General features: G+C 73.8%; 17 protein-coding genes. 8 read left to right on the forward strand and 9 right to left on the reverse strand.

The window, feature by feature from the left end; translation table 11 throughout:
• Nucleotides 1-121 precede the first annotated feature (121 nt).
• The 3 genes from C8E97_RS24210 to C8E97_RS24220 form a co-directional block, all read right to left on the reverse strand.
• Nucleotides 122-1,180, reverse strand: a complete 1,059-nt coding sequence (locus tag C8E97_RS24210; RefSeq protein ID WP_246019410.1) for a VanZ family protein — start codon at nt 1,178-1,180, stop codon at nt 122-124.
• 483 nt (nt 1,181-1,663) lie between these two features.
• Complete coding sequence (locus tag C8E97_RS36580) at nt 1,664-2,341, reverse strand: LysM peptidoglycan-binding domain-containing protein (RefSeq protein WP_121007780.1); 678 nt, start codon at nt 2,339-2,341, stop codon at nt 1,664-1,666.
• Nucleotides 2,342-2,598: 257 nt separating this feature from the next.
• A complete protein-coding gene (locus C8E97_RS24220; protein ID WP_121007781.1) occupies nt 2,599-4,608 on the reverse strand; it encodes an MMPL family transporter in 2,010 nt (669 codons plus the stop codon).
• A gap of 234 nt (nt 4,609-4,842) precedes the next feature.
• On the opposite strand from C8E97_RS24220, the gene C8E97_RS24225 reads away from it, so the two are divergent.
• Nucleotides 4,843-6,000 carry a glycosyltransferase gene (locus C8E97_RS24225; protein WP_121007782.1) on the forward strand — a complete coding sequence of 386 codons (1,158 nt, stop codon included), beginning with the start codon at nt 4,843-4,845 and terminating at the stop codon, nt 5,998-6,000.
• A 551-nt stretch (nt 6,001-6,551) separates the two neighbouring features.
• Here the strand turns inward: C8E97_RS24225 and C8E97_RS24230 are convergent.
• Both C8E97_RS24230 and C8E97_RS24235 read right to left on the reverse strand, forming a co-directional pair.
• Nucleotides 6,552-7,907 carry a GntP family permease gene (locus C8E97_RS24230; RefSeq protein ID WP_121007783.1) on the reverse strand — a complete coding sequence of 452 codons (1,356 nt, stop codon included), beginning with the start codon at nt 7,905-7,907 and terminating at the stop codon, nt 6,552-6,554.
• Entirely contained in the window at nt 7,904-8,404 is a 501-nt protein-coding gene (locus C8E97_RS24235) for a gluconokinase (RefSeq protein WP_246019120.1), read from the reverse strand. Before C8E97_RS24235 ends, C8E97_RS24230 begins: the two co-directional genes overlap by 4 nt.
• Before the next feature lie 130 nt (nt 8,405-8,534).
• Here C8E97_RS24235 and C8E97_RS24240 point away from each other — a divergent pair, with 130 nt between their 5' ends.
• Nucleotides 8,535-9,254, forward strand: coding sequence for a FadR/GntR family transcriptional regulator (locus C8E97_RS24240; protein WP_121007784.1), 720 nt, complete (start codon nt 8,535-8,537; stop codon nt 9,252-9,254).
• A gap of 140 nt (nt 9,255-9,394) precedes the next feature.
• Here C8E97_RS24240 and C8E97_RS24245 read toward each other — a convergent pair whose 3' ends face one another.
• Nucleotides 9,395-11,236 carry a S8 family peptidase gene (locus C8E97_RS24245; protein WP_121007785.1) on the reverse strand — a complete coding sequence of 614 codons (1,842 nt, stop codon included), beginning with the start codon at nt 11,234-11,236 and terminating at the stop codon, nt 9,395-9,397.
• 274 nt (nt 11,237-11,510) lie between these two features.
• Between C8E97_RS24245 and C8E97_RS24250 the strand changes: the two genes are divergently transcribed.
• Nucleotides 11,511-12,497: a helix-turn-helix transcriptional regulator gene (locus C8E97_RS24250; RefSeq protein ID WP_121012258.1), complete on the forward strand. Its 987-nt coding sequence runs from the start codon at nt 11,511-11,513 to the stop codon at nt 12,495-12,497.
• Between the two features lie 222 nt (nt 12,498-12,719).
• Here the strand turns inward: C8E97_RS24250 and C8E97_RS24255 are convergent, their stop codons facing one another.
• A complete protein-coding gene (locus tag C8E97_RS24255) occupies nt 12,720-13,631 on the reverse strand; it encodes an XRE family transcriptional regulator (protein WP_147455216.1) in 912 nt (303 codons plus the stop codon).
• 202 nt (nt 13,632-13,833) lie between these two features.
• On the opposite strand from C8E97_RS24255, the gene C8E97_RS24260 reads away from it, so the two are divergent.
• Nucleotides 13,834-14,607 (forward strand): AfsR/SARP family transcriptional regulator, encoded by a 774-nt coding sequence (locus C8E97_RS24260; protein WP_121007787.1) that lies wholly within the window; start codon nt 13,834-13,836, stop codon nt 14,605-14,607.
• A gap of 505 nt (nt 14,608-15,112) precedes the next feature.
• On the opposite strand, the gene C8E97_RS24265 is transcribed toward C8E97_RS24260, so the two are convergent.
• Both C8E97_RS24265 and C8E97_RS24270 read right to left on the reverse strand, forming a co-directional pair.
• On the reverse strand, nt 15,113-15,733 hold the full coding sequence (locus C8E97_RS24265; protein ID WP_121007788.1) for an L-threonylcarbamoyladenylate synthase: 621 nt from the start codon (nt 15,731-15,733) through the stop codon (nt 15,113-15,115).
• 170 nt (nt 15,734-15,903) lie between these two features.
• Nucleotides 15,904-17,445 carry a chitinase gene (locus tag C8E97_RS24270; RefSeq protein WP_121007789.1) on the reverse strand — a complete coding sequence of 514 codons (1,542 nt, stop codon included), beginning with the start codon at nt 17,443-17,445 and terminating at the stop codon, nt 15,904-15,906.
• 221 nt (nt 17,446-17,666) lie between these two features.
• On the opposite strand from C8E97_RS24270, the gene C8E97_RS24275 reads away from it, so the two are divergent.
• From C8E97_RS24275 to C8E97_RS24290, 4 genes are read left to right on the forward strand one after another with little or no spacing between them, the layout of a single operon-like run.
• Nucleotides 17,667-20,123, forward strand: coding sequence for an ABC transporter permease (locus C8E97_RS24275; protein ID WP_147455217.1), 2,457 nt, complete (start codon nt 17,667-17,669; stop codon nt 20,121-20,123).
• Nucleotides 20,116-20,814 carry an ABC transporter ATP-binding protein gene (locus C8E97_RS24280; protein WP_246019121.1) on the forward strand — a complete coding sequence of 233 codons (699 nt, stop codon included), beginning with the start codon at nt 20,116-20,118 and terminating at the stop codon, nt 20,812-20,814. The genes C8E97_RS24275 and C8E97_RS24280 overlap by 8 nt, the downstream gene beginning before the upstream one ends.
• A complete protein-coding gene (locus C8E97_RS24285; protein ID WP_121007792.1) occupies nt 20,811-21,461 on the forward strand; it encodes an ABC transporter ATP-binding protein in 651 nt (216 codons plus the stop codon). Before C8E97_RS24280 ends, C8E97_RS24285 begins: the two co-directional genes overlap by 4 nt.
• Before the next feature lie 17 nt (nt 21,462-21,478).
• Nucleotides 21,479-22,519: a GDSL-type esterase/lipase family protein gene (locus C8E97_RS24290; RefSeq protein ID WP_121007793.1), complete on the forward strand. Its 1,041-nt coding sequence runs from the start codon at nt 21,479-21,481 to the stop codon at nt 22,517-22,519.
• Nucleotides 22,520-22,537 lie beyond the last annotated feature (18 nt).

Below are 22,537 nucleotides of genomic sequence, written 5' to 3' on the forward strand. Positions count from 1 at the left end.
AAGCACAGCGGGATCACCCGAACGCGCACGGGACCGAAGCCGCGAACCCGGCGGCGCTCCCGCCGGCCGCGGACCCCGTGCCCGCGTCACCCCGGTGACCGCACCCGGCCGCGACCGGCGATCACCGGTCGGCCGCGACGCCGCGCTCGTAGGCCGCGCGTGTCACCGTGCGGGTTCGGGAGACCAGGGCGGGCAGGCCGCGCCGGTCCGCCCGGAGCCGGGCCAGCAGGCCGAGGAGCGCGGCGAGCACCAGGACCAGGCCGGTCCGGCCGGTGGCGGCCAGCAGGAGCACCGGCAGCCACCAGGCGGCGAAGCGCACGACGGTCGCGCCCCGGCTCGCGGGCCCGCCGCCCCGGCCGACCACCGCCAGGTGGAACACGACCTGGCCGGGTGTCGCGCGGTCGGCCCGCAGCAGCGGCACCAGCAGCGTGTACGCGACGAGCACCGCCGCGCCCAGGGCGACGCCGAACCAGTCGGTCGTCGTCAGCTCGCGCGGCCTGCCGCCGGTCAGGGCGAGCACCACCTGGACGGCGGACTGGGTCAGGCCGATCGTGAGCAGGTCGCCGGCGAACGCCAGCCCGCGGCGCAGCAGGCCCGGCGGCGCGAGGTCGGCGCTCGGCTCGGGCACCGCGGGCGGGAGCAGGCGGCCTGCCCACCGGGCGAGCAGCCAGCCCAGGACGCAGCCCAGGGTGTTGGTCACCAGGTCGTCCACGTCGGCCAGCCGGTACGGGCACGGGTAGAGGCCGAGGATCGCGGTGCCCTGGACCAGCTCGACGCACAGCGAGGTGAGCAGGCCCACCGCGGTCGCGGCGGGCAGGCCGCGGCCGAAGCGGTAGCGGAGCAGGAAACCCAGCGGCACGAACAGGACCACGTTCAGCAGCACCTGCGACAGGGCCGCCCGGCCTTCGCGGAGGACGTCGTCCAGGGACGCGAACGGCCGCAGCTGCCAGGTGTCGAGCAGGTGGCGGTCGAGGCAGAAGTCCGGCGTGACCGCGGGCAGCGGGAACAGCGTGAACGCGACCAGCCCGCAGCCGTAGAGCACGCCGGCCGCCGCCACGACCGCCGACCAGCCGCGCAACTGCCCGTACCTGCGGTACTGGAGGTGCACCCAGGGCAGCGCGGCCAGCGGCACCACCAGGGCGAACAGGATGAACGCGATGATCGTCTCGCTCATCCGCACCGACAACGGGCCACCTCCGCTCCCTGGTCCTTTGTGGACGCTCGTTCACCCGCATCGGCACGATAACAGGAAACATCCACTCGATCGGGTGGTGTGAGAAGATTTTCGCCGGGTAATGGTCCATCCTTTGTGGACAGGGAAGCCGTTGGCCGCTCCCGATCCCGGAACCCGCGCCCGACCACTCGCCGACCGTCCTCATCGGACAAAGGCGTGGCCGCCGCGCGGTGTCCGGGAGGCGGATCGCCTACCGGGGCGCCGACGCGGCGGCCACGGTTCGGTGGTGGTCAACGGATGTGTTCGGGTTCTTCCTCAGTGGTGCGGTGGTCGGTGGTCAACGAGCGCGAGTCGGTCCTGCTCCCGGTGGTCGGCGGCGGCCCTCGCGAGCGCGTCGTCCGACGGGTCCCTCCCCCGGTGCGGTCGATCGCGGTCCGCGGCCGCCCGTCACCGGGCCCGGTTCCTCCTCCGCCGCGCGTCCGGTGGCCATCAGCGGATCCGCTTGGTGCGCTCGGGTTCCTCCGGCGCGTCCGGCGCGGTGCGGATGCGGTGCCCGGTGATGATCAGGTCGGGGTTCGTCAGGTGCTCGGGGTTGAGGTCGACGAGCTCCTGCCACCCCCCTGCCAGCCCCTTCCCGGAGGCGATGGACCAGAGGGTGTCGCCCTCCTGGATCGTGTAGTCGCCCTCGGGGTTGTCCGTCGAGGCGGGCGAGGCGGGCGGCGCGGGCGCCACCGGCCGCGGGGCCACCCGCGGCGCCACCGGAGCGGTCTGGACCGCGCGGGTCGGGGCACGGCTCACGTCCGAGGCGGACGGGACGTGGGCGGTGCGCCGGGCGCAGTTCGGCCACGCGCCGGGGCCCTGGGTGCGGAGCACGTTCTCCGCCACGCGGATCTGCTCCTCGCGGCTGGCCTCGTGCGGCATCCCGGACCCGCCGTTGGACGACCAGGTGCCGGGGGCGAACTGCAGGCCGCCGTAGTAGCCGTTCCCGGTGTTGATGGACCAGTTGCCGCTCGACTCGCACTGGGCGACCGCGTCCCAGTCCAGCCCCGGCTCGGCGGACGCCGTGGCGTTCGCGAGGCCGAGCAGGCACGCGGTCACGACGGTCAGGAACACCGCCCGGATGACGTGGTGGTTGCCGCTGTCGGTTGTGCCTCCGTGATGACCCATGATTCGACTTGCCGCCGCACCCCGCCGTGCCGCACCGCGACCCGGTTGCCCCTGCCCGACGGCTTAGCCCCTTCCGTTCGGTGACCGTCCCGGATGGCCGGCGGACAGAGCTGGTGCCCGACCACCCGGTGTCGCTCGCGGCCGATCTCGGATCGGCCACGAGCGGACCATAGGAACGTTGGGGCGGAACGGCGCGCCGAGCGCGGTCGCGTCACCGTGAAGAGAGCGGGAAACTCCACTCGAACCGGTGACTTTCCTCAAGTCCGGCGATCATCGGGACGAGAAAGCCTTGACGGCCACCAGATCCCGCGCCCGATGTCCAGCGCCAGGGCGGGCACCAGGAGCGACCGCACGACGAGGGTGTCGAGCAGCACGCCGAACGCGACGATGAACGCGATCTGCGCCAGGAACAGGATCGGGAGCACCGCCAACGCGGAGAACGTCGCCGCGAGCACCACGCCGGCCGACGTGATCACCCCGCCGGTGATGGTCAGCCCGCGCAGCACGCCCTCCCGCGCGCCGGAACCGCGCGTCTCCTCGCGCACGCGCGTCATCAGGAAGATGTTGTAGTCGACGCCGAGCGCCACCAGGAACACGAAGCCGAACAGCGGCACCACCGGGTCCGCGCCGGGGAACCCGAGCAGCTCGTTGAACACCAGCGCGGACACGCCCAGCGTCGCGCCGAAGGACAGCACGACGGTCGCGATCAGCAGCAGCGGCGCGACGAGGGCGCGCAGCAGCAGGGCCAGCACGGCGAAGACCACCAGCAGCACGATCGGGATGATCACCAGCCGGTCGCGCTCGGAGGTGCGGCGGGTGTCGAGCTGGGTGGCGGTGGGCCCGCCGACCTTCGCGTCGGCGTCGGGCACCGCCCGCACCGCCTCCCGCAGCCGCTGCACGGTGGCGGTCGCGGCCTCCGAGTCGGCCGGGTCGTCCAGCACCACGTCGAACCGCGCCGACCCGTCCGCCTCGCCCCTGGCCTCCACAGTGGACACCCCGGTCACCTCGGCCGCGGCGGCGACCTCCGACGCCCGCGCGGCCCGCGCCAGCACGACGGTGGGCGCGCCGCTGCCGCCGGGGAAGTGCCGGGACAGCAGCTCCTGCCCCGCGACGGAGTCCACCTCGCCGAGGAACACGTCGGACTGCGCCGTGCCGGACGCCTTGAGCTGCGGCACGAACGCGACGCCGAGCAGCAGCACCAGGGCGGTCACGACCCAGGTCAGCCGGGGCCGGGCGGAGATCAGGCCGGCCACCCGCGCCCACACGCCACCCGCCTCCGGGTGCGCCGAGCCCGGCGCGGGGCGCTTCGGCCAGAACGCCGCGCGCCCGAGCAGCACCAGCACGGCGGGCAGGAACGTGGTGGCGGCGAGCAGCGCCGCGCCGATGCCGATCGCCGCGACGGGTCCGAGCCCCTTGTTGGACTTCAGGTCGCTGAACAGCAGGCACAGCACGCCGAGCACCACGGTGGCCGCGGACGCGACGACGGGTTCGACGGTCGCCCGCCACGCCGTGCGCATCGCCCGGTAGCGGTCGGCCGTGTCGCGCAACTGCTCCCGGAACCGGGACACGAGCAGCAGCGCGTAGTCCGTCGCCGCGCCGAACACGAGGATGGACAGGATGCCCTGGCTCTGGCCGTTGAGGTCGAGCACGTCGTGGTCGGCGAGCAGGTACACGGCGAGGCTCGCGACCCCGAGCGCGAACCCGCCCGACAGCAGCACGACCAGCGGCAGCAGCGGGCTCCGGTAGACCAGGACCAGGATCAGCGCGACCACCGCGCCGGCGACCACCAGCAGCAGCCCGTCGATGCCGCCGAACGCGGCCCGGAGGTCGGCTACCTGCGCGGCGGGCCCGGTGACCAGCGCGGTGAGGCCGGCGGGCGGCGTGGCGAGCGCGGCCCGCAGTTCCTCCACCGCGTCGGCCGGGTCGGCGGCGTCGACGGCCACGACCACCCGAGCGGCCTGGTCGTCCTGGCGGGACGGCAGCACGGGCGACGCCCGGCCGGGGTGGGCGATGCCCGCGAGGTAGGCGCGGTCGCCGTCGGTCAGGCCGGTGGCGCGCTCGGCCACCACGACGGCGGGGAGGCTGCGCTGGTCGTCGAACGCCTTGAGCCGCTCGGCCACCTCCGTCGCCTCGGCCGAGGCGGGCAGGAAGGCGGTGCTGTCGTTGACCGCGACCTGGCTGAGCTTGCCGGTGTACGGCCCGGCGAACGCACCGAGCACGAGCCAGGCGACGGTGATCAGGGCGGGCAGGACCCAGCGGGCGCGCACGGGGGGATGGCCTCCGGACAGCGGGTGGCTTCGGTGCTCCGAACGGTGTGATCAGCGAAGCCTAACCGGGGGTGGGGTGGTCGACAACGCGACGCGGCGGGTGTCCGTTGCAGCTCAAGGACTTCCGCACGGCGCCGACCCGACCGCGGGCCCGCCCACCCGGTGCCGCCGACCGCACGCGCGGCGGCGCGAAAAAATTCACCCGGCGACGAAAAAGTCGCTATCCTCGATGCAGTGAAGATCCTCTTCTCGAGCCTCGGCTCGCACGGACACACCTATCCACTGCTGCCGCTCGCCTCCGCCGCGCACGAGCAAGGCCACGAGGTGGTCTACGCCACCAGCACGGACTTCGTCGACACGGTGACCGGGCTCGGCATCCGGCACCGGAAGGCCGGCACGTCCATCCGACAAGCCTTCACCGACGCGTACGGCCCGACGGACCCGCGCACCGTCTCCAAGGAGCAGCTGCCCGCCCTCGCCATGAAGATATTCGGCGAGCTGCTGCCGCGCAGCGTCCACGCCGACCTGGCGCCGTTCTTCGGCGAGTGGCGGCCCGACCTGGTGGTGCACGAGGTCGGCAACCCCGGCGCCGGCCTCGCCGCGCGCGCCGCGGGCATCCCCGCGATCTGCCACGGTTTCGGCCGGGTGTGGAACGGCGAGGAGCTGTTCCGGTCCGACGGGCCGAACCCCCTGGCCGAGTTCGCCGGGGAACTCGGCGTCGAGCTGCCCGCCGAGGACCCGATGCTCCTCGGCAACCCGTACCTCGACGTCTGCCCGCCTTCGGTGCAGAACAAGCGGTTCCTGTCGGCGCACGACACGATCATCCCACTGCGGCCGGTGCCGTTCGCCGAGCCCGGCGAGCTGCCCGACTGGGTGCGGGAGCACAGCCGGCCGCTGGTGTACCTGACGCTGGGCACGGCGTTCGGCGACCCCGGCGTGCTGCGCAACGCGATCGCCGGCCTCGCCACGCTGGAGGACGCGCGCGTCCTGGTGGCGGCCGGCCCGACGGTGCCGGTCGAGGCGCTCGGCGAGGTCCCGGAGCACGTCACCGTGCTGCCGTGGGTCCCGCAGGCGGACCTGCTGCCGCACACCGACCTGGTGGTGCACCACGGCGGCAGCGGCACCACCCTGGGCACGTTCGCCGCGGGCGTGCCGCAACTGATCCTGCCGCAGGGCGCGGACCAGTTCAGCAACGCGGAGGCGGTCGTCGAGCACGGGCTGGGCGCCCAGCTCCTGGAGGAGGCCGTGACCGCGGACGCCGTCGCCGAGCAGGCACGGCGACTGCTGTCCGACACGGTGGTCGCACAGGCCGCCAAGGCCATCGCGGCCGAGGTCGCCGCCATGCCGTCACCGGCCGAGGTCGCCACGCGGCTGCCGGAGTACGCACGCTAGTCACTGGGGTTCCGCGGCTCTTGGGGTGATTCGTTCGCCGCGGATGCAAGAAGCTTCGAACGCGGGCATGACACTCAACCACTCATGCCCGCGTTCCAACCACAACGACCACCGCGACGACCACCACCATGACCATCGCGACGTGATGCGCCACCCGACTCCCCAACGCAACCCCCACCCCGAGAACCTCGCCCTCTCCCCAAGCACGCAGGGCCGGCCGCCAAGGCCACCCATCACCACGAGAAAGCACGCGGGGGTTCCGGAGCGACGGCACCACAGCAGGGTGACCACAACGGCGAGGCGACCGGACGCCACGCAGGTCTTGGACGGTCGTCGGGAACGCTGAGCAGAACGACCACCCTTTCGGCAAGGGCCGGGTTGCCGCGGGAGCGCTGCGCAGCGCGCCGGCCGGCCGCCAACCGGTCAGGGCGGGCGGGCCGGGCGCTCTTGCTCCCGTCCCGGCCCTCTTACTCCCGTCCCGGCCCTGTTGCCCTCGTCCCGGCGCTGTTCACCTTTCGGCTGGGGTCGGGCTGCGGTCTTCGCGTCGGTGGCTAGATCACGAGGTCCGCGACGAGGACCAAGGCCAGGCCGACGACCGAGATCAGGCTCTCCATGATCGACCAGGTCTTGACCGTCTGGCCGACGCTGAGCCCGAAGTAGCCCTTCACCAGCCAGAAGCCCGCGTCGTTGACGTGCGAGAAGAACAGCGAGCCCGCACCGATCGCCAGGACCAGCAGGGACGTCTCCCCCGTGCCGAGGGTCGTCACCAGGGGTGCCAGGATGCCGGACGCGGTCACCGTCGCCACGGTCGCCGAGCCGGTCGCCAAGCGGATGAGGACGGCCACCAGCCAGGCCAGCAGCAGCACCGACAGGCCGCTGCCGGACACCCACCCCGCGATCAGCTTGCCGATGCCCGTGTCGATCAGGGTCTGCTTGAAACCACCGCCGGCGGACACGATCAGCAGGATGCCCGCGATCGGCGGCAGGCCCTGCTCCACGCTCTTGGCGATGTCGCGGCCGGACATCCGCGCGCCCCGGCCCAGCGTGATCATGGCCACGATGACCGCGATCAGCAGCGCGATCACGGGCGTGCCGAGGAAGTCGAACGCCGACCGCACGGGGTTCCCCTTGGCGGCCACGATGTCCGCCAGCGCCTTGCCCATCATCAGCACCACGGGCAGCAGGACGGTGGCGAGCGTGACCGCGAACGACGGCCGCGCCTTCGCCTCGTCGCGCTCCGAGCCCTCGAACAGGTCCGGCGCGGGCACGTCGACCCAGCGGGCCGCGTAGCGGGCGAACAGCGGACCGGCGATGGCCACCGTCGGCACCGCGAAGAGCACGCCGAGGCCGAGCGTGATGCCCAGGTCGGCGTCCAGGGCGTTCACCGCCACCAGCGGGCCGGGGTGCGGCGGGACCAGGCCGTGCATCGCGGAGAGGCCGGCCAGCGCCGGGATGCCCAGGCGCACCAGCGACATCCCGGACCGCCGGGACACCAGCAGGACCACCGGCATGATCAGCACGAGGCCGATCTCGAAGAACATCGGCAGGCCGATCAGCGCGCCGACGACCGCCATCGCCCACGGCAGGGTGCGGCGGCTGGAGCGCCCGATGATGGTGTCGACCAGGGCGTCCGCGCCACCCGTGTCGGCGAGCAGCTTGCCGATCATCGCGCCGAGCGCGATCAGCGTGCCGACGCCGGCGGCGGTGTCACCGAACCCCTTCGCGAAACCGGCGACGGCCGCGTCCATCGGCAGTCCCGCGATGGCCGCCACGACCAGCGACGACACCGTCAGGCCGAGGAACGGGTTGAGCTTGAACCGGCTGATCAGCAGGACGAGGAGCGCGATGCCGACGACGGCGGCGGGCAGGAGCCGGCCGGCGGACAGGGCGTCCGTGGCGACGGTCATGACGGGTTTCCTTCCTCGGCGTTGAGGTAGGCGTCGACGAGGGCGTCGACGGGCAGGGACAGGTCGAGCACCAGGCCGGGCTCGTCCGGTTCGAGCGGTTCGAGGGCGGCGTACTGCGAGGCCACGAGCGACACCGGCATGAAGTGGCCGGACCGGGCGGCGACGCGGGCGCGCACCACCTCGGGGTCGCCGGCGAGGTGGAGGAAGCGGGCCGACGGCGCGGCGGCGCGCAGGCCGTCGCGGAACGACCGCTTGAGGGCGGAGCAGGTGACGACCCCGCCGTCGCGGTGCTCGGCGATCCACTGGCCGATCGCGCGCAGCCACGGCACGCGGTCGTCGTCGTCCAGGGGCACGCCGGCGGCCATCTTGGCGATGTTGGCGGGCGGGTGGAAGTCGTCGGCGTCGGCGAACGGCACGCCGAGCCGGCGGGCCAGCGCCGCGCCCGTGGTGGTCTTCCCCGAGCCCGACACGCCCATGACCACGATCACCTGCGGCACGGCTGCTCCCTTCGTCGTGCCGCACAGCGTGCGCCATTAATCAGGTTTTTACAACGTGTCGCACGTCAAAAACCTGCTCTTTATCGATGAGGTGCCTCTCACCAGCCCAATCGTGAGAGGATTCCGCCTCGTGGGAGCACCCGAACCGCCCAAGCCCGGCCTGCACCAGACCCTCCTGGACGACCTGGGGAAGAGGATCACCGCCGGTGCCATCCCGCCCGGCGAGGTGCTGCGCATCGACGCGCTCGCCGAGCACCACGGCGTGTCGCGGCCGGTGGTCCGCGAGGTGGTCCGGGTGCTGGAGTCGATGGGCCTGCTGACGACGCGCCGCCGGGTCGGCGTGACGGTCGCCGGGCGGTCCGGGTGGAACCTGTTCGACCCGCGCATCATCCGGTGGCGGCTGGACGGCGAGGACCGCGAGGCGCAGCTCACGTCGCTGGGCGAGCTGCGCGGCGGGCTGGAGCCGGTCGCGGCGGCGCTCGCGGCGCTGCGCGCGACCCCCGAGCAGTGCGGCGACCTGACCCGCGCCGTGATGGGCATGTCGGTCCACGGCAAGGCGGGCGACCTGGAGGCGTACCTCGACGCGGACCTGCTGTTCCACCGCACGCTGCTGGCCGCGTCCGGGAACGAGATGCTGGTCGCGCTGACCGAGGTCGTCTCCGAGGTGCTCATCGGCCGCACCCACCACGGCCTGATGCCCACCCGGCCCAACCCGCTCGCCATCCGCCTGCACGCCGACGTGGCGCAGGCGGTGCAGTCGGGCGACCCGGCGGCGGCCGAGCAGGCGATGCGGGAGATCATCAGGGAGGCGTCCGCCGCGCTGCGCGGCGAGCCGGCGGTGGACGGGTGACCGCCGCTCGGTGCCCGTCGACGCGGGCTGGGTCTCCGGTCGGGTCGGCGTCCGCCCGCCCGCCCGTGACGCGACCGGGGGCCGTTCCGCGCGGAACGGCCCCCGGCTGACCGGAGTGTCGGGCTCCGGCTCGCGACGCCCTAGAGCGTCAAGCCCCAGCTGTCGATCGTGCCCACGTCGTTGGCCGCCACGTCCCGCACGCTGAGCTTCCAGGTGCCGTCGCGCGCCTCCGCCGAGAGGTCGGTCGTGTAGGTGGTGTCGAGGTCGTCCGCGCTGTCGCCGCCGCTGGAGTCCTTCAGGCGGTAGGCGGTGCCGTCCGGCGCGACCAGGTCCACCACCAGGTCACCCCGGTAGGTGTGCTTGATGTGCACCTCGACCCTGCTGCCCGCCGCCGCGTTGCCGGTGCAGCCGGTGAAGGTCACCTCGCTGGTCACCGCCGCGCCCGCGTCCGGGATCGCCACGTCGGTGCCGTTGGTCCGCGACTCGCACGCCGCCGCCGCGACCGCCCACGTGAAGGTCGTGCTGCCCGAGCCGCCCGCCGCCGCCGTGGCGGTCGCGGTCACCGTGTAGGTGCCCGCGGTGGTCGCGGTGCCGCTGATCAGGCCCGTGGACGCGCCGAGCGACAGGCCGGGCGGCAGGGTGGGCGCCGACCAGGTGTACGGCGCGGTGCCACCGGTCGCCTTGAGCTGGAGGCTCACCTCACCGCCGACGGTCGTCGCCTGGTTGCCGGGGTTGGCCACGGTCACGGGGGTCGGCGCGGCGTTGTTCACGCGCAGCAGGCGGTTCGGCGTGTTCGCGCCGGGGTTGGTGATCTTGTTCGGCGTCGCCGCCGCCACGATCGCGCTGTGCACCTCGGCCGGCGTCCTGGTCGGGTTGTCCGCCAGGTAGAGCGCGACCGCGCCCGCCACGTGCGGCGAGGCCATCGACGTGCCGCTCATGCTCGCGGAGCCGGAGTTGTTCGAGTGCGACGCCGAGATGATGTCCTGACCGGGCGCGAACAGGTCGCTGCACCGGCCGAAGCTGGAGAACGACGCCCGCGCGTCGGTGCGGGCCGAGGCCGCGACGTTGATCGTCTCGGTCACGCGCTGCGGCGAGTACTTGCAGGAGTCGTCGTTGAAGTTGCCCGCGGCCACGACGTAGGAGATGCCCTTGGCGATCGACGCCTTCACCGCGTTGTCGAGCACGCGGCTGGGCTCGTTGGCGGTGCCCGTGTAGAGGCTCATGTTCGCCACGGCCGGGAGCACCGCGTTCGCGGTCACCCAGTCGACGCCCGCCGCCTCGGTGGACACCGAACCGGAGCCCTGGCAGTTGAGCACCCGCACGGCCTTGAGCTTGACCTCCTTGGCCACGCCGAAGGTGCTGCCGCCGACGGTGCCCGCGACGTGCGTGCCGTGGCCGTGGCAGTCCTTGCCGTTCTGGCCGTCGGAGAACGCGTCGAACCCGAACGTCGCCCGCCCGCCGAAGTTCGTGTGGTTGTAGTTGATGCCGGTGTCGATCACGTACGCGGTGACGTTCGACGCGCCGGTGGAGTAGCTGTACTTCTGGTTGAGCGGCAGGGAGTCCTGGTCGATGCGGTCCAGGCCCCACGACGGCGGGTTGTTCTGGTCGGTCAGCAGCCCCGTGGAGCGGTCCTGCTCGACGTAGGACACGGCCGGGTCGGCGGCGAGGCGCTTGGCCCGCTCGGCGGGCATGGTGACCGAGAAGCCCGTCAGGGCCGCGTGGTAGGTGAAGCCGATCCGGCCGCCGCCGTGGCGTGCGACGAGGGCCTCCGCCTCGCCGCGGACCGTCGACCGGCCGAGCCGGTCGTCCTTGAGCACGACGAGGTAGGCGTCCCGGAGCGCGTTCGGCGCGTTCTCGGCGACGATCGGGCCCTCCTGGGCGGCGGTGGCCGCGCCGGGCGGGACGACCGCGACCGCGGCGGCGGCGGCGGTGGCCGCGACGCCCAGGCCGAGGATTCGTCCGGGCGGGGTTCGGTGTCGCATCACTGCTCCTCGGTGCAGGGCGCCCGGAACGGCCGGCCCTCGACGACCACGTGTTCCGGGCGGTGAATGAGCGGTGTCCGATCGGACCAGCCGAGTATTTGCCGCGCCCGGCGCGCCCGACAAGAGACTTTCGTACGGTTCCGGCGGAATTCCCGTCGCCGCCGATGTCCGATCCCCGACAATGTCCGGGGTCGCCCGCAACCGCCACGCCACCCCTTGACGATCCCGTGGAGATCGACTTACCGTCACCGGACGTTCGCCCTGCGAGGTGTTGATGTTCCTGCTGGAGCCGGTCGGCCTTGGACAGCGGGACAACGACGTCTACCTCGCCCTGCTGGAGCTGCGCCGCGCCACCGCCGGGCAGCTCGCCGAGCACGTCGGCGAGCCGCTGCCGGAGGTCCGCGCGGCGCTGGCCGACCTGGTCGGCGCGGGCCTGGTGCACCAGCTCGGCCACGCGCCCGCCTCGTACCTCGTGGTCGCGCCGGACGAGGCGTTGGCGGCGCTGATCCAGCGGCGGCGCGGCGACCTGGCCCGGATGCAGGTCCGGGTGGAGGAGCTGGCGCGGCGGCTGCGGTCCGGCGCGCCCCGGCCCGGCTCGGCGGTGGAGCTGGTGGAGGGCGAGGACGCGGTGATCGCGTCCGTGACCCGGTTGCAGGCGCAGGCGCGGGAAGAGGTGCTCGCCGTGGACGCGCCCCCGTACCTGGGCGGGCAGTGGAACCCCAACGACTTCGAGATCACCCAGCTGGCGAGCGGTGTCGAGTACCGGTTCGTGTACTCGGCGGACTCGCTGTCGACGCCGCTGCACGTGGCGAACATGCGGCGCTGCGTGGCGGCGGGCGAGCAGGCGCGGGTCCTGCCGGACGCGTCGATGAAGATGGTCATCGTGGACCGGAGCACGGCGCTGATGCCCGCGTCCTACCGGGAGCCGGACGCGGCGGTGCGGCTGCTGGTGCGCGAGTCGGCGCTGATCGACGTGCTGGTGTGCTGCTTCGAGGCCATGTGGGCACGCGCCACCCCGGTGGCGGCGGTCGACCCGGTGGACGGCGCGCCGGAGCGGTCGCCCGGCAGGTCCGGGCTGTCCGCGCGCGACGGCGAGCTGCTGGCGCTCCTGTCCGCCGGCATGAAGGACCGCTCCATCGCGCGTGCGCTGGGGGTGACGGAGCGGACGGTGGGCAGGCGGGTCACCGAGCTGATGGCGGAGCTGGGCGCGCAGTCGCGTTTCCAGGCCGGGTTGCTGGCGGCGCGGAAAGGCTGGATCTAGCGTTCGACGCAATTCCGCGCCGGGGTGATCGGGCCTCGCGCCGAATTGTGGTTCCGGGCGATCGCGCGGCTCCGGGAGCGACCGGCGGTCGATTCACGTGGTCATCGGACGCGCATTGTCGGAAATCCACGACACCCGGCGCGCGTATTGTCCGGGGCGCGCATCGCCCTCCGGCCTCCGGTGGCGCGGGCCGTCCGTGACGCGCGAGTCGCGCGCACGGCGTCAGTCCCGCACCGCCTCCAGGAGGAACTCCTGGTCCGCCTTCCCGGAGCAGGCCGTCTGCATCAGCTCGGCCCCCGGTTCCACCTCGGCCGGCCCGCCCAGCACGCCGAGGCACTTGCCGCTGTGCACGGGGCGCAGCGCGAAGCCCCGCGGCACGGGTGTGGTCACCGGCTCCAGCAGGAACCGCTGGTGCGCCGCGCCCGTGCACTCACCCGGCGCGACCAGCACCTCGTCGTCCAGGGACGCGCCGTCCACCGACAGGCAGCCCCAGCCCTGCTCGGGGTGCCGCCACTTGATCAGGTGGACGCCGCCGCCCACGGCCTCCAGGTACGTGTCGGGCACGACCCCGGCGCACGGGCGCTGCACGGCCAGGGGCCGGTCGGTGCGCCGGTTGCGCTCCCGGCCCTCGCCGACGCACAGGTCGCGGTCGGCCACGTGCGCGGGGCGCAGCAGGTACCGGCCGTCGGCGGGCGGCTGCTCCGGCCGGTCCGGCGCGCCCGGCCGGACGACGAACGCGGTGGCGGTCGCGGCCAGCGCGAGGAGCACGGCGGCGGCCACCAGGGGCCACCGGGCCCGCCGGCGCCCGGCGGGCGGCTCTTCGCCGGGTTCGACCGGCGCGGCCGGGTCCATCGCCAGCCGGCGGCGCGCGGCGACCCAGCGCCCGGCGTCCTCCTCGTCGAGCCCGCACGCCCGCGCGTAGGCGGTGACCAGCTCCTCGCGGGGCAGCGTCGACCGGCCCAGCATCGTGGCGGTCGTGCTGGGCGGCAGGACGTGCCCGGCCGCGTGCGCCTTGCCCTCCAGCTGCCGGTAGGTCAGGCCGGACCACAGGCGCAGTCTTCTCAGCGCGGTGACGAACTCGGCTGCCGTGGTCGCGTCCTCGGGTTGCGGCGGCCCCGCCCGGTGATCTTCCACGGACCCAGCCTGCGCCAGGCGGTCGCCGCCCTCCATCGGCGGTTCGGCCCACGGCACTGGTGCGGGTGGCGTGCCCGGCGTGTCCCGGACGGCGGCCCTTCCCGTTCGGACAGCGCGCTGACCGGCGCGTACAGGCCCGAACAAGGTCGAACGGCCGCGAACGCCGCCACCACCGCTATACCGGGGTGCCGGAGGTGGTGGCATGGCGGTCGAGATCCGGTTGCTGGGCACGGTCGAGGTGTTCCTGGACGGCAGGCGGGCGGACCTGGGGCACGCCCGGCAGCGGTGCGTCCTGGCGGCGCTGGCGGTGGAGCCGAACCAGCCGGTGGGGTTCGACCAGCTCGTCGCGCGGGTGTGGGGTGACCGGCCGCCGCGCCGGCCGCGCCCCTCGCTGTACGGCTACCTGTACCGGCTGCGGCAGGCGCTGGTCGACGCCGAGGACGTCGCCCTGGTCCGCCGCACCGGCTGCTACGAGCTGGTGGTGGACCCGGACGCGGTGGACCTGCGCCGGTTCGAGTGGCTGGTGTCGGCCGCCCGCCGCGCCGGCGCGGACGCGGCGCGCCTGGCCCTGTTCGACGAGGCGCTGGCCCTGTGGCGGGGCGAGGCGTTCGCCGGCCTGGACACGCCGTGGCTGGGTGCGCTGCGGGCGGTGGCCGAGCAGCACCGGTCCCTCGCCGAGGCCGACCGCACGGACGCGGCGCTGCGCCTGGGTCGCGGCGGGGGTGAGCTGGCGCGGCTCACGGCGCGGTCCGCGGCGCACCCGCTGGACGAGCGCGTGGCCGCGCAGCTCGTGCTGGCCCTGCACCGGGCGGGCCGGACCGGCGAGGCGCTGGCCCACTACCAGCGGGTGCGCCGGCTGCTGGTGGACGAGCTGGGCATCGACCCCGGCGGCGCGCTGCGCGCCGCGCACCGCGAGGTGCTGCGGCCGGAGGGCGGACCGCTCGCGGCCGACCACCGGGCGCTCCAGGACCGGTGACGGTCTGCCCGGCCATGCCCCTCCTCCCGCTCACGCGACCCTGCCACGATCGGGCGGGCCGCTGCGCGGGAACCGGGGTGATTCTCGAAGGCGCTGCTCGGGGCGCGCTGCTCGGGGCGCGCTGCGATGCCCGGGGGCGCTGCCGGCGAGTGGGGCTCGCCCGTTCAGGTGAGTCCGCGTGGCCGGGATCGCCTGAACGGCCTAGCGTCAGCGCCGGGACGAGGAAGGGAGGCGCATGACCGGTGCCTCCCGCCGCGCCGCCGCCCACCGGCCGGACGTCGACCGGCCGGGACCGGGGTGCGACGGCCGCGCGGGAACCGCGTCCCACCCGTCGCCGGGCACGCCGTGCCCGGCCCCGCGTTCGGGGGTGCGCCCGTGGCTCGCTTAAGAACCGAGGGGGTGCGCCGGCTCCGGCGGGCGCACCCCCGGAACGCCCACCGCGCCGGCGCGGGTCCTCCCGCGACCGGCGCGGCACGTGATCAGGACCGCGTGATCGGGTCGGCCCCTACTCGAACCGGCTCGGGTCGCCCGCGCCCCGGCGCACGATCTCCGGCTCGCCGCCGGAGAAGTCGATCACGGTGGTCGGCTCGGTGCCGCACTCGCCCGAGTCGAGCACCGCGTCGAGCACGTTGTCCAGGCGGTCCTTGATCTCCCAGCCCTGCACCAGCGGTTCCTCCTGGTCGGGCAGCAGCAGCGTGCTGGACAGCAGCGGCTCGCCCAGGTCCTGGAGCAGGGCCTGGGCCACCGGGTGGTCGGGGATGCGTGCGCCCACCGTCTTCTTCTTCGGGTGCAGCAGGCGGCGCGGCACCTCGCGGGTGGCCGGGAGGATGAACGTGTAGCTGCCCGGCGTCGCCGCCTTGACCGCGCGGAACACCGCGTTGTCCACGTGCACGAACTGCCCGAGCTGCGCGAAGTCCCGGCACATGAGCGTGAAGTGGTGCCGGTCGTCGAGGTGGCGGATCTGCCGGATGCGGTCCAGCCCCTCCTTGTTGCCCAACTGGCAACCCAGCGCGTAGCAGGAGTCCGTCGGGTAGGCGATCAAACCGCCCGACCTGATCAACTCCACCGCCTGGTCGATGCTGCGGCGTTGCGGGTTGACCGGGTGCACGTCGTAGTACCTCGCCATGCGCGGAGCCTAGTGCGCCCGGATGCGCCTCGCGCGGGCCCACCCGCCCGCCGCACGACGCGCCAGGGACGCGCGAACGCCGCCGACCGACGCCGGGGTTGCGTGGACGCCGCCGACCGACGCCGGCGGGAGGGCGCGCCGCCCTCGGCACGCCCTCCCCCGTGCGGGCGCTAGCGGGGCAGGTACGCCCGGTGCGACCGGGAGAACTCGAACCCGTTGTGCTTGTCCCAGTTGACCGACCACGTCATCAGGCCGCGCAGGTTCGGGTAGGTCGCCTTGGGCTTGTACGGGCCGCAGTTCGTGCCCTTCATCAGGCAGTCCAACGCCTTGTGGGTGTCGCCCACGGACGTGAACCCGTTGCCCGCGTTGACGCTCGCGGGCAGCCCGATGGCGACCTGGTCCTGCCGCAGGCCGGGGAAGAACTTGGTCGCGTCACCGCGCACCGGGAACCCGGCGAGCACCATGTCCGCCATCGAGACGTGGAAGTCGCTGCCGCCCATGAAGTGGTACTGGTTGTCCAGGCCCATGATCGGGCCGGAGTTGTAGTGCTGGACGTGCAGCAGCGTCAGGTCGTCGCGCATGGCGTGGATGACCGGCAGGTACGCGCCCGCGCGCGGGTCCTGCCCGCTGCCGCCGCCGTAGAACTGGTAGCCGAGCTGCACGAAGAACGTCTCCGGGGCCATCGTGAGGACGAACTTGGCGCCGTAGCGGGCCTTCAGCGCCTTGAGCGCCGAGATCAGGTTGACGATCACCGGCGTGGTCGGGTTGCGGAAGTCGGTGTCGCCCGAGTTCAGGGACAGCGAGTGGCCCTCGAAGTCGACGTCGAGCCCGTCCAGGCCGTACCGGTCGATGATCGCGCCGACGCTGCGCACGAAGGCGTCGCGGGCAGCCGCCGTGGTGAGCTGGACCTGGCCGTTCTGGCCGCCGATGGAGATCAGGACCTTCTTGCCCTGCGCCTGCTTCTCGCGGATGCCGGCGATGAACTCGGCCTCGGGCTCGACGTTCGGGCACTCCGCCACCGGGCACTGCTGGAAGCGCAGGTCGCCGGAGGTGACCGAGGTCGGCTCGGCGAAGGACAGGTTGATGATGTCCCAGTCGGGCGAGACGTCCTTCATCCGGATGTAGCCGGAGCCGTTGGCGAAGCTGGCGTGCAGGTAGCCGACGAGCACCCGCTTCGGCAGCCCGGTCGGCGGTGTCGTGGTCGTCGTCGTGGTGGTGCCCGTGGTCGTGGTCGACGTCGTGGTCGTGGTCGTGGTCGACGTGGTGGTGCTCGTCGGGGAGGTCGTGGTGGTGGTCGTCGTGGTCACCGTCGGCGCGCCGGTGCACGCCGCGCCGTTGACCCGGCAGTTCGCGGGCTCGGCGGTGCCGGCGGCGTTGAACCCGAAGGTGACGGTGGCGCCGGGCGCGACCGAGCCGTTGTACTCCCGGTTGGTGAAGGTGTAGCGCCCGCTCGCGTTGGTCTGGAGGGCGTCCCAGTACGCGCCGACCGTCGTGCCCGACGGCAGGTCGAACTCGACCTTCCAGCTCGTGATCGGGGAGCTGGTCTCGTTCTTGATGGAGAACTGACCGGTGTACCCGGACGACCACGACGACGCCTTGACGAACGAGGCGGTCACGGACGACGCGTAGGCCGGGGCGAACCCCACCACCACGGCACTGGCCACCAACGCCCCCACCGCCGCCACCCTCGCCAACAGGACTCTGCGCGACATCGTCTTCCTCCCAGCGGTCGGCGGCCTCCAGGTGGGTCAGATTGGACTAGACCACAACCGGGGTGTCAAGGCTCACCCCGCCGTGCCACCCGGTCGCCCGGTGGACGTTCGTGATCATGTGGTCACTCTCGGTGGAAGACGAACCCCGACATTGGGGCAGTCCTTGCGCACGTCGGGGAAAAGCTCCCACCAGTCGGGTCTCGCCGGTTACGGTTCGCAATGTGCAGATACCGTGGAGAGCCGCGCCGCGCGCCGCGCTGTCGAGCCCGCTGACCCTGTTGGTCAGCCTGGTCACCGCGCTCCTGTCGAGCTTCGTCGTGGCCGCCGCGGTGCTGCACTCGGCCGCCTCGGGCAGCGCCGCCGTCGACTACCAGCAGAACCGGCTGTGCACCGAGTCGCTGCACCCGTCGCTGGAGGCGTCGCCGACCGCCGACGGGGTGACGCCGTTCCTGGACGCCGTGCGCGCCACCGTCGGCGACCAGCCGGTGCTGCCCGCCGCCTACACGAAGGAGGCGCGCACGGACTTCGGCGGCGAGCAGACCTACGCCAGGTTCGGTTTCCGGCCCGGCGCGACCGACCACCTGACCGTCCTGGAAGGCGGCTCCAAGGACGGGCTGTGGGTGCCCAAGCGCATCGCCGACACCACGGACCTGCAACTGGGCAAGCGCGGCATGGGCGGCAGGCTGCCACCGGTCACCGCCGTCTACGAGGACCTGCGCGACCCGCTCGACCCGTGGTGGTGCTCGGAGCGGCAGTTCGTCATCCCGAACATCCTCAGCCGCGACGACCTCGCGACCTCCGTGGTGTGGCTGCCCAGCGCCGAGTCGTTCGCCGCGCTGCCGCCGGAGCTGACCCGGACCGTCAACGTGACCGTCCGCTTCCCCTCCCCCGTGCCGCGGACCGTCGACGAGGCCGAGGAGCTGCACGCCGCGGGCACCGCCCGGCTGGAGCCGCTCGACCAACCCGGTGTCCGGGTGGTCTCGCCGCTCGTGCTGCCGGTGGAGAACGCGCACCAGACCGCGGCCAACGTCCGCTCGGCCATCCTGCCGCTGACCCTGATCAGCCTCCTGATCGGCCTCGCCGGGGTGGCGACCGTGACCGTCCAGTGGGCGCAGCGGCGGCACACCGAGCTGCGCCTGCTGTGGGTGCGCGGTTCCGGACCGGCCGCGCTGGGCGGCCGGGCGCTGCTCGAACTGGGCCTGCCGCTCGTCGTGGGCGGGCTGCTCGGGCTCGGCGCGGCGCGGCTGCTGCTCCCCGTCTACGCGCCGTCGCCCGCGCTGCCGGGCGGCACGCTGCCCGACGCCGTGCTCGCCGTGCTCGTGGTCATCGCGCTCGGCCTGGTCGTCACGTGGGCGACCGCCGCCGTCCGCGCGCACCGCGCGTTCCAGGCCGCCGGCACCGGTACCCGCCTGCGCCGCGTGCTGACCGCCGTGCCGTGGGAGCTGATCACGGCCGGGCTCGCGGTGTGGGCGTGGCACCGCGTCCAGCACAGCGGCCTGTCGACGCCGCTGAAGATCGGCGGCCTGCCCCGCATCGACGCGGCGGCGCTGGCGTTCCCGCTGCTGGTCGTGCTCACCGCCGCGCTGCTCGTGGCGCGGCTGGCGAAGTGGGCGCTCAAGGCGTCGCACCGCGCGTCGATCTGGTCGAAGCCCGCCGCGCAGCTCGCGATCCGCCGCCTGGCCGCCGCGGCCGGACCGGTGACCGGCGTGCTGCTGGTGGGCGTGCTCGCCATCGGCACGATCGCGGTCGGCTCCAGCGTCGCGGGGTCGCAGAAGACCGCGCTGGAGGTCAAGTCCGGCATGTACACGGGCGCGGAGAGCGTCGCCCAGGTCCCGGAGGACGTGGTCCTGCCCGACGTCCTGCGCGGCAACTCGACCATCGTCGGGCTCAGCGAGCGCAACGACCGCGTCGCGCTGGTGGTGGACCCGGCGACGTTCAACGACGGCGCGTTCACCGTCGAGCGCATCGACCCGGCGCTGCTGTCCCGGCCGCTGCGGGTCGGTGACGCGCCGCGCGGCGGGATCACGCTGCCCGGCCTGCCCCCCGTCGACCCCGAGGCGCACCTGCCGTCGTTCCCGAAGCTCGGCACCGCCGGCTGGGTGGTGCCGCGCGACCTGGTGGAGTCGGTCGACGACGTCGGCTCCTGGTACGTGTGGTCGGCCAAGCCGCTCCGCGAGCTGACCAAGGCGCTGTCGGACGGCGGGATCCCCTACCGCAACGTCGTGGAGAAGTCGAAGACCGTGTCGGGGCTGCCGTTCCTGACGATCCAGTGGACGTTCGCGTTCGTCGCCGCCATCGGCGCGGTGCTGGCGGTCGTCGCGGCGATCGCGCTGCTGCTCGCCATCGAGGTGCGGCGGCGGCAGAACGCGGTGTCCGGCGCGTTCAGCACCCGGATGGGCCTGCGCCCGTCCGCGCTGCTGTCCAGCCACCTGCTGGAGCTGGGCGCGCTGGCCGTCGTCGCCGTGGTCATCGGCTCGGCCGCGAGCGCCGTCAGCAGCGGGTTCGCCGTGCCCCGGCTGGACCCCGCGCCCCGCCTGACGCCGACGCCGGAGCTGCCGAACGTGGTGCCGCTGCTGGTGACGACGGTGGGCGGCAGCGCGCTGGTGGTGCTGGTGGCGGCGTGGATCGCGGTGCGCGCGGTCCGGTCGGCACGGGTCGGGGAGCTGATCCGTGGCTGAGCGGCACGAGGGAAGGGGTACGGCGGTGGTCGAGCACGTGTTGCGCCTGCGGGAGGTCGGTGTCGACTACCCGACGCCCGCCGGGTCGGTGACGGCCGTGTCGGACGTGTCGCTGGACGTGCCTGCGCGCGGGCTGACCGTGCTCGCCGGGCCGTCCGGGTCGGGCAAGTCGACGCTGCTGCGGGTGCTGAGCCTGGTGGAGCGGCCCACGCGGGGCGGCGTCGAGCTGCGCGGCGCGGGCACGACGGGGCTGTCGTCCAAGGCGCGGCGGGCGTTGCGGCGCACGGACGTCGCGCTGGTGTTCCAGAACCCGGCGGACAACCTGATCGGCCACCTGACCGTCGGCGACAACCTGCGCGCGGCGGCCCAGGCGGCGGGCCGCACCGCGCGGGTGGACGACCTGCTGGCGCGGCTGGGGTTGCCGGGCACGGCGGCGTGGCGGGTGCCCGCGCTGTCCGGCGGGCAGCAGCAGCGGCTGGCGTTCGGGTGCGCGCTGGCCCGCGGCGCGTCCGTGGTGCTGGCCGACGAGCCGACCTCGCAGCTCGACGCGGTGTCGGCCGACCTCGTGCTGGAGACGCTCGCCGACCTGGCGCGGCAGGACGTGCCGGTCGTCGTCGCGTCGCACGACCCACGCCTGGTCGCCTTGGCGGACACCAGGTTCGACCTGCGGAACGGGGCGTTGGCGGCATGACGGCGTTGCGAGCGGTGGGTGTGCGGCGGTCGTTCGCGCACGCGAGCGGGTCGGTGGACGTGCTGCGCGGCGTCGACCTGGAGGTGGCGGCGGGCGAGCTGGTGACGCTGGCCGGGCCGTCCGGGTCGGGCAAGAGCGCGCTGCTGACGGTGCTGTCCGGGTTCGACCGGGCCGACGAGGGCACGGTCGAGCTGTGCGGCGAGGTGATGACCGCGCCGCCGGCGTGGCGGCTGTGCGCGCTGCTGCCGCAGGCGCTCGGCCTCGCGGGAGAGCTGACGCTGGCGGAGAACGTGGCGCTGCCGCTCCGGCTCGGCGCGGGCGGCGACGTCGGGCGCGTGGCCGAGTTGCTGGCGGAGCTGGGCATCGGCGAGCTGGCCGACCGCTACCCGGCCGAGGTGTCCTACGGGCAGCAGCAGCGGGCGGCGCTCGCGCGGGCCGTCATCGCGTCGCCCAAGGTGCTGCTGGCCGACGAGCCGACCGCGCACCTGGACGCGGTGAGCGCGCCAGCGGCCGTGCGGGTGCTGCGGCGCGCGGCGGACGCGGGTGCGGCCGTGCTCATCGCCACCCACCACGACGAGGTGCACCGCGCGGCCGACCGGACGGTCGTGCTCTCCGCCGGCCGGGTGTCCGGGAACGCCGTCGGATGACCGTAGGATAGGCGGCGATGTCCCGCCGAGCCGTCGCCCTCGCACTGGTGCTGCCACTGGTGGCCCTCCTGCTGCTGGTGGCGGACGCGTCGCTCCCGGACCGCGTCGGACCGGGCCCGGACGCGCCGACCGCGATAGTGGCGCTGGGCGACAGCACCATGTCGGGCGAGGGCGCGGGCAGTTACGAACCCGGCACGGACGGCGAGGACGACAACTGGTGCCACCGGTCGACGAAGGCGTCCGTCCACCACACCAAGGCGCCCGTCGACAAGGTGTTCAACCTCGCCTGCTCCGGCGCGAACGCCGAGCAGGTCGGCCTCACCGACCGCGTGCGCAACACCGAGGGCTCGCAGGCGCGGCAGCTCGCCCGCATCGCGCGCGAGTACCGCGTGACCACGGTCCTGGTCGCGGTGGGCGCGAACGACGACCCCCGGTTCTCCGACGTGCTCGGCACGTGCCTCCAGGCGTGGATCCAGCGGCGGAACGACTGCTCGAAGGCGCTGACGGACGACTGGCGCGGGCGCGTCGACCGGATGTCGCCGAAGGTGGAACGCGCGCTGCGCGACATCCGCCAGGTGCTGCACGACTCGGGCTACACACCGCGCTCGTACACGCTGGTGCTCCAGTCCTACGCCGCGCCCGTCAGCCCGGACCTGCCGCTCGACCTCCAGAACCTCGCCGGCTGCCCGCTGCGGACGGCGGACCTGCGGTGGGTGCGCGACAACGCGGTGGACGAGCTGTCGGCGGGCCTGCGCAAGGCCGCTTCGGCGGTCGGGGCGCGGTTCCTGGACCTGTCGCGGGCGGGCGACGGGCACGAGGCGTGCGCCCGCGGCAAGGACGCGGACGACGAGTGGTTCACGCGGCTGACGGTCGACTTCGAGGGGCTGCGCGACGAGGCCCGCGCACGCCACGCGTTGCAGGAGTCCTTCCACCCCAACGCGCGCGGTCACGAGCAGTTCGGCCGGTGCATGACGGCTTTCCTGGCCACCCCGGCAAGATCAGCCACCTGCGTAGCGGACCAAGCAGGCAACCTGACCCCCATCCCGGAACGCGACTAGGGCGTGTCTCGGCGGGGT

The sequence above is a fragment of the Saccharothrix australiensis genome, assembly GCF_003634935.1.
GTDB lineage: Bacteria > Actinomycetota > Actinomycetes > Mycobacteriales > Pseudonocardiaceae > Actinosynnema > Actinosynnema australiense.

Coding starts and splice junctions, on each gene's coding strand:
- C8E97_RS24230 (WP_121007783.1), bottom strand. CDS start 7,907: ATGACCGTCGCCACGGACGCCCTGTCCGCCGGCCGGCTCCTGCCCGCC.
- C8E97_RS24260 (WP_121007787.1), top strand. CDS start 13,834: ATGGCGGTCGAGATCCGGTTGCTGGGCACGGTCGAGGTGTTCCTGGAC.
- C8E97_RS24270 (WP_121007789.1), bottom strand. CDS start 17,445: ATGTCGCGCAGAGTCCTGTTGGCGAGGGTGGCGGCGGTGGGGGCGTTG.
- C8E97_RS24250 (WP_121012258.1), top strand. CDS start 11,511: ATGTTCCTGCTGGAGCCGGTCGGCCTTGGACAGCGGGACAACGACGTC.
- C8E97_RS24265 (WP_121007788.1), bottom strand. CDS start 15,733: ATGGCGAGGTACTACGACGTGCACCCGGTCAACCCGCAACGCCGCAGC.
- C8E97_RS36580 (WP_121007780.1), bottom strand. CDS start 2,341: ATGGGTCATCACGGAGGCACAACCGACAGCGGCAACCACCACGTCATC.
- C8E97_RS24285 (WP_121007792.1), top strand. CDS start 20,811: ATGACGGCGTTGCGAGCGGTGGGTGTGCGGCGGTCGTTCGCGCACGCG.
- C8E97_RS24245 (WP_121007785.1), bottom strand. CDS start 11,236: ATGCGACACCGAACCCCGCCCGGACGAATCCTCGGCCTGGGCGTCGCG.
- C8E97_RS24290 (WP_121007793.1), top strand. CDS start 21,479: ATGTCCCGCCGAGCCGTCGCCCTCGCACTGGTGCTGCCACTGGTGGCC.